This is a genomic window from Microcoleus sp. B5-D4, assembly GCF_036705145.1.
In the GTDB taxonomy this organism is placed as follows: domain Bacteria; phylum Cyanobacteriota; class Cyanobacteriia; order Cyanobacteriales; family Microcoleaceae; genus Microcoleus.
The window spans coordinates 1-6,161 of record NZ_JAUBTV010000157.1 but is presented as its reverse complement, the minus strand read 5'-3'; the positions used below and the strand labels follow the sequence as shown (position 1 = coordinate 6,161).

Below are 6,161 nucleotides of genomic sequence, written 5' to 3'. Positions count from 1 at the left end.
ATATTGATTCCATGGCTTTATGCCTCCCAATTTAAAACTATTAAATTTGTCTAAATATCTGCGGAATGTGGGTTTTATTACTCATTTGTTTGCTACTGAGGGGCTGACTTTCTGGGACGTTAGCTGTAATTCTAGCTGGCTGAATTAATAGAGTTGGTTGTTTTGTATTCGATTAGTTTGCTCTGCTGCCCCAGCAATCGGCGCTGGTGAAACTGGATTTGACCTTGTAGCTGGGGAAATTTGGCTAATACGCAAGACAAAGCGTAGATGGCAGCGTCTTTAGTGGCGATATCCCGATGCTTTATATAATAGTTATAGGTGCGATAGGCTGCTAAGGGGTAGCCACTCAATAGTAACAAGCTCCAGCCTTTTGTCGGCCATGTCATTGCCAAGGCTAGGGCTGGTAAGACTAAGCCCCAAAACCAGGTGCTTCGGGTTTCTTTGACCCAATGGCGCTCTGGTTCGCTTCCGTGCATCCAGGAACCCTCGGCATAGGCGTGACCCGCTCTTTGAGCCCGCTTCCACCACTGAGCGAAACTGGTCATTTGCGCGTCGTGCAGGGTCATTTCTGCGTCTAAGCGGAGGATTTTCCCACCTTTTTGGCGCAACCGCACGCACATTTCTGGTTCTTCGCCGGCGATGAGTGCCGGATTGAAACCGCCGACTTGCTGAAATGCTGCGGCGCGCATCATGAAATCGCCACCGCAGGCTTTGGTTTCGCCGATGGGGGTATCCCACTCGATGTCGCACAGTTGGTTGTAGATGGTGGCTTCGGGGTATCGTTCGCGCCTGCGCCCGCACACTGCTGCTACGTTGGGTTTGGCTGTGAGTTCGCTGTAGGCTCGATCGATCCATCCATCAACTACTTCGCAGTCACCGTCCACAAATTGGACAAATTCGATGTCTGGTGCTAGTTCCAGCAAGCGAGCAAAGCCTTCGTTTCTGGCGCGTGCTGCGGTAAACGGTATAGATAAGTCTAGTTCTACTGTATCGGCTCCGAGCGATCGGGCTAACTCTAGGCTACCGTCTGTTGAGCCGGAATCGACATAGATGACGCGGGCAACTTTGTCTATGGCCGAGACTAGGCATTGGCCGAGCCGCTGCCCTTCATTTCGTCCGATCGCTACTAATCCAATTTGTTTCAAGGTTTACCTCTTGAATTTTACGCCTAATAATATTTGATTTTTTGTCCTGCAACTACACCCACTTTACCATACCACATACGAATAATTTTCTGTTTTCAGATGTTACTACCAGATAACTATGATGAGGAGGGAAATTATAAATGGTAAAGATAGCTTGTTTGTTTGGCATCACTGTCAAAATCCGGGAGTTACTCATATATTTCTTTCATTATGCCAACAGTGGACGGAACCGGAATTGCAGGGCAGCATGATAGTTCCGAGTTGCGCCCCCCGTGTCGCAGACCTAATCTTGTTGAGGCAGTTCCTAGAGTTCTCCAATGGTTTTATCAGCCAACTCCCGATGCTCCTAGAGCTAAACCAGAGAAAAGTTTTATGCAAAAACTCAAAGATTATGATGTCGCTTATTTGTGACCCCCCACTTCATTAGAAACCTTAAGAAAAGTTAAGAATGAGGGCAAAAATATTTTCGTCCAACGATTTAACTGCCATACACGGAAGGCAAAAAGGATTCTTGACGATGCTTTGCATCTCTTAGGAGTGCAGCCCCAACACAGAGTTACTGACAATATGATCCAGCGAGAAGATCAAGAAATAAGTCTGGCTGATTTGATTTTTTGTCCCAGTCCAGAGGTAAGAAAATCTTATCTCGAATCAGGAGTTCCAGATCGCAAATTGATCTCAACCAGTTATGGCTGGTCTCCAAAGCGTTTTGCGGATATTTCGCAAAAGAAGTTGGTGTCAGAAACTCTTACTGTTTTGTTGGTGGGATCTATTTGCGTTAGGAAAAACGTTCACTTGCTTTTACTGGCGTGGAAAAAATCAGGAATTCAAGGCAGACTGCCACTTTAGGGAAAGAGGTAAGGGACCCTTCCAGAAATTTGTAAAGATATTTTAGACCGCTCTGACGTGATTTATCAAGATTACACCAGCAATATTGCCTTGGCTGATCGCGAAGCTGACTTTTTGGCTTTTCCCAGTTTGGAAGAAGGCAGTCCGCTGGTTACTTATGAAGCGATGGCTAACGGTTTGCCAGTTTTAACTTCACCTCTGGGAGGGGGTAGCGTTATCCGAGATGGTAAAGATGGCATAATTGTTTCGCCCTATGATGAAAAAGCGCTAGTCGCAGGCTTGCAACATTTAGCTGGTTGTGCCCTGTTGCGGCTTCGGATGAGTGACTCTGCCCGCGAGCGGGCACAGGAATTTACGTGGGAAAAAGTTGCACGGAGGCGCGCTGAGTTGGTACTCGAAAGATTGAAACCCGCTGGAAAAGTGAGGGGGAAAACTTGAGGTTTTGGGCGCTCCCGCAACTAAAAGCCACGGGTTTTTGTTATTTTTTAAATCCCACATCCTAGCTGTTGGCAACCAATCCACTTTTTTTCAATTTTTACTTGTTAAATTCAACTACTGAGTAGTTATTGTAATTTAATAAAAGTCGAGCTAATTTGCTATTTTTTATGCGACTTCTATAATTTTTATCATAGTTTATGGGTCTTGCTTTCGATGATTTTTGCTGGAATTCCGAGTGCGGTTGCACCTGGTGGCACGTCACAAATCACCACAGCATTAGCACCAATCAAAGCATGATCGCCGCTCGTTACGGAGCGAATAATTTTCGCTCCTGCACCGATATCGACGTGACCGCCGATTTTGACATGACATCAGCAACAATTTTCACCTGTTGAAGAATCAGACAGTTAGGGTCAATGCAAGCACTGGGATGAATGACAATCCCATTAGGATGAGGCAGCAGCAGTCCTCCTTGTATGTGGCAGTTTAAAGGGATGTCTGTAGCAGTTACAACGCTCCAGAATCGATACTCGATGATGTTCAAACGGCATAAAAAATAGCCTAAAATCCCACCCTGCTTCTGCCACTTTTGATAGTTGCGGATAGATTTGAGCAGTTGGCGACTGGGTTCCCACCACTTGCTAGATTTTTCGCGGCTCCAGTCTGCTTCTGTAGCAGAAAGGATTGGCTTAGTGATTGACTCAACCATTGTTTGTGCAATATTTTGATGAAGTTGACAATTGTGCTTATTTGTGAATTTTAGCTTAACAGGCATCTCTAACTTGAGTAGGTAGATTGATTGAATCTCCGCAGAGTTATAGGAGGAAGAAAAAGGCACAAGGAAGACAATGATTTAAGTATTGTTTTCAGCAGGGCGGGATTTGATAATTTTGGCTGGGATACCAACGGCAGTTTGACCGGCTGGAATGTCTGATAAAACTACAGCATTGGCACCGATATTTACGTCGTCTCCCAAGTTTACTTTTCCGAGGATTTTTGCACCAGCCCCGACGTTCACCCGATCGCCCAATTGAGGGGATTCTAGCGGTTTGTCCAAATAGCGGTTTCCCAACGTTACACCTTGGCGGATAATGCAGTCGTCGCCGATTTTACAATATCCGTGAATAATAATAGCGTTTTGATGTTCAATCACCACGCGACGACCGAGCTTCACAGTGTAAGGCAAATCTATCCCGTAACTATTGCGGACTTTTCGGTAGAGCGATCGATAAATAATGCTCAAAGGAGCTCGCAGTAATTTCGGTTCTACCTGCATTCTCCAGACGCCAAAACGCTGCACTGCTACGGCGCGAAATCCCGGTTTTGTCCAATCTCGACCATGAGCAATCCAGTCTTCTTTAATTTGCTGCCACAATCCCAGCCTGGCTTCTTCTACTTGATTTTCACTCGTGATTAAGTTTTGCTCAATTACCATAAGCTCTAATTCACACTATTTCTTGTTTACTCTATTGCTAGATGCCGACGATGTTAATGGGTATATCAGGTTTTTGAGAAAGGAGCAATCCGGTTTTATTGATCGAGAATACTAATTTCTAGGCTGCATCATAAAATATTTTCCTTGCCTAGGTTAACCTGGTTTAGTTGGCTTTGACCGATTTACCAACTCCCTTTAAAAGTTTTTGGATTTTTCAATCTTACCCCCCTTAAAAAATACACTATTTAATACAAAATCCCTCAGCAATTGTGGTGGATCGCCATCTGGTTTGCCTTGAAGTACGCGGCGCACCCTCCAAGCTGCAAAACCCGAAGCCCAAGATACATCAGTTAATGCTGTGTAAACCAAGCCGTAGTTTTTGATAAAGTACCTACGCCGGGAATCAAACCAATAGGTAGGCAGCCGCTTGGCGGGCTTTTTGGTGTCAGTGACGCCTGAGCTTTGGCCGACTAAGTGCACAACGCGACTTTCGGGTACGTACCAGCAACTCCAGCCAGCTTTGTTCGCTTGCAGACAAAAGTCCATTTCTTCGCAGTACATGAAATAAGCTTCATCCATCAAGCCAATCTTTTCAAATACTTCGCGACGGACGATCATGCTGGCTCCAGCTACCCAATCAGTTTGACAGGTTTCTTGGGAAATGGGAGGCGCTGCGGTCCAGTTGGCTAATAACTTCGATATAAAGCCTGTCCGCCAACCAAAATCGAGTTCGGTCAAGATGTTGTGAAACCGAAAAGCTGACTCCTGGGGCGTGCCGTCGGGGTCTTCCAAGCGGCTGCCGGCGATTCCGGCTTCGGGATGAGTGTCCATGAAATCGACCAAGGCTTTTAAGGCACCGGGGCGAACTATGGTGTCTGGGTTGAGCAGCAGGAAGTAAGGGGGGGGATTGGTGGATTGGAGGGCGGGACGGATCAGGGCGTTGTTGCCGAAGGCAAATCCGCCGTTACGGTCTAGGGGAACGAAGGATGCCCATTCATTCCAGCCTTCTGAGGCGATCGCACTACTAATTTCTTCGACGGATCGATCGCCTGAAGCATTGTCGCCAACTACAACTCGCATACCGGGCAGCGATTGGACTTCGCTAACTAGAGAGCGCAAGCAGTCAATTGTCAAACTAGAGGTTCGGTAGTTAACAATGACAACCAGCAGTGGATAGGGATGATTGGACTCGCTGGCCTTCGACATAAGTACCGTTGTTTGTGTAACAACTTTTTAGCTCAAGTTGTACCGATCTGGCAAGCTGGAGCGATCGCCCGCAGTGCAGGTATCGCCTACTTTTTTAATTGCTCCAACATCATTAACAAAAGCTGCCACCGCTGCCGGTGCATTTCTTCGTGAGTCAGGCTGCGAGCCTTGTTCAGAGCTGCCATGCCCATATTTTGAAGTAGGTTCAAGTTTTCTCCCGACTGTTTGAGCAAGTTTGCTAAAGCAACGGGGTCATTGCAATTAGCGATCGAACCTGTGATGCCGTTTTCGATGCAGTCGCGGAGTCCGGCTGTGTTGTTTGCCAGTACAGGTACGGCCTGGGAATAAGCATCGTATACGATTCTGGGCTGCTCGTCCGAGATGCTGGGAACCACAACAGCATGATATTGTTGCAGCCGCCCGAAGAATTCTCTGCCGTAAGGAATAGTTCCCAAAAGTTCGATTTGTACCGATTTTTGCATCGCCTTGCCTGCTGCTTGGCAGTTGCTTAACAGTTCGCCTTCACCTAGTATGTCCAGCTTGACGGCAATGTTTTGCTCGTCCAAGATTTTCATTGCTTCTAGGAGAACTAACAAGCCTTTATTGGGATGCAATCTGCCCGCAAATAGAATTTTTAGTTGTTTGGGCGAGGCTGACAGTTTTTCCTGCCATATTTTAGTCGCCTCTGCTTCCGAAATGATATTTTCTTCATCTATCCACGAAGCGTGAATTATGTGACTTTTGTTGTGTCGTTTTTTTAATAAACTTTGCTGATATTCTCCCTGTGTAAAGATTGTCAAGTCGGCGCTGTTTATGCACCAGCGATTCAATGTTTCGTATATGTAAGCTTGAATTTTGGCTTTAATGCTGGCAGGGGTGCCCGGTGGCAGCCGCCACGGTGCGGACTCGACTACGAGCAGGTATCGTTTCCGCTGTATCAGGACTATTGGCGTCACTAACCATGCCATCGGAATCGGCCAGCCTGCTACGCCGCTATGTACGATATCTGAAGGGTAGTGATAAATATGTAGTGATTAGATATTCATTTGCTCAAAACATAGTTGTAATGATGAATAAAATACCAAATA

Annotated in this window: 8 protein-coding genes; 3 read left to right on the top strand and 5 right to left on the bottom strand. The window is 46.3% G+C overall.

Annotated features, from left to right (window positions below; translation table 11 throughout):
- Positions 1-131: 131 nt before the first annotated feature.
- Positions 132-1,145, bottom strand: a complete 1,014-nt coding sequence (locus QUB10_RS33525; protein WP_333207426.1) for a glycosyltransferase family 2 protein — start codon at positions 1,143-1,145, stop codon at positions 132-134.
- 210 nt (positions 1,146-1,355) lie between these two features.
- Here QUB10_RS33525 and QUB10_RS33520 point away from each other — a divergent pair, with 210 nt between their 5' ends.
- The 3 genes from QUB10_RS33520 to QUB10_RS33510 all read left to right on the top strand — a co-directional run bounded on the left by QUB10_RS33520 (position 1,356) and on the right by QUB10_RS33510 (position 2,432).
- Positions 1,356-1,556 carry a hypothetical protein gene (locus QUB10_RS33520; protein ID WP_333207425.1) on the top strand — a complete coding sequence of 67 codons (201 nt, stop codon included), beginning with the start codon at positions 1,356-1,358 and terminating at the stop codon, positions 1,554-1,556.
- A 156-nt stretch (positions 1,557-1,712) separates the two neighbouring features.
- Positions 1,713-1,994, top strand: a complete 282-nt coding sequence (locus tag QUB10_RS33515; RefSeq protein ID WP_333207424.1) for a hypothetical protein — start codon at positions 1,713-1,715, stop codon at positions 1,992-1,994.
- A 57-nt stretch (positions 1,995-2,051) separates the two neighbouring features.
- Entirely contained in the window at positions 2,052-2,432 is a 381-nt protein-coding gene (locus QUB10_RS33510; protein ID WP_333207423.1) for a glycosyltransferase family 4 protein, read from the top strand.
- Between the two features lie 307 nt (positions 2,433-2,739).
- On the opposite strand, the gene QUB10_RS33505 is transcribed toward QUB10_RS33510, so the two are convergent.
- From QUB10_RS33505 to QUB10_RS33490, 4 genes are all read right to left on the bottom strand, one after another.
- Positions 2,740-3,141: a hypothetical protein gene (locus tag QUB10_RS33505; RefSeq protein ID WP_333207421.1), complete on the bottom strand. Its 402-nt coding sequence runs from the start codon at positions 3,139-3,141 to the stop codon at positions 2,740-2,742.
- A gap of 144 nt (positions 3,142-3,285) precedes the next feature.
- Positions 3,286-3,867: a serine acetyltransferase gene (locus QUB10_RS33500; RefSeq protein WP_333207420.1), complete on the bottom strand. Its 582-nt coding sequence runs from the start codon at positions 3,865-3,867 to the stop codon at positions 3,286-3,288.
- A gap of 195 nt (positions 3,868-4,062) precedes the next feature.
- Positions 4,063-5,073, bottom strand: coding sequence for a glycosyltransferase family 2 protein (locus QUB10_RS33495; protein ID WP_333207419.1), 1,011 nt, complete (start codon positions 5,071-5,073; stop codon positions 4,063-4,065).
- 86 nt (positions 5,074-5,159) lie between these two features.
- A complete protein-coding gene (locus tag QUB10_RS33490; protein WP_333207417.1) occupies positions 5,160-6,041 on the bottom strand; it encodes a glycosyltransferase in 882 nt (293 codons plus the stop codon).
- Positions 6,042-6,161 lie beyond the last annotated feature (120 nt).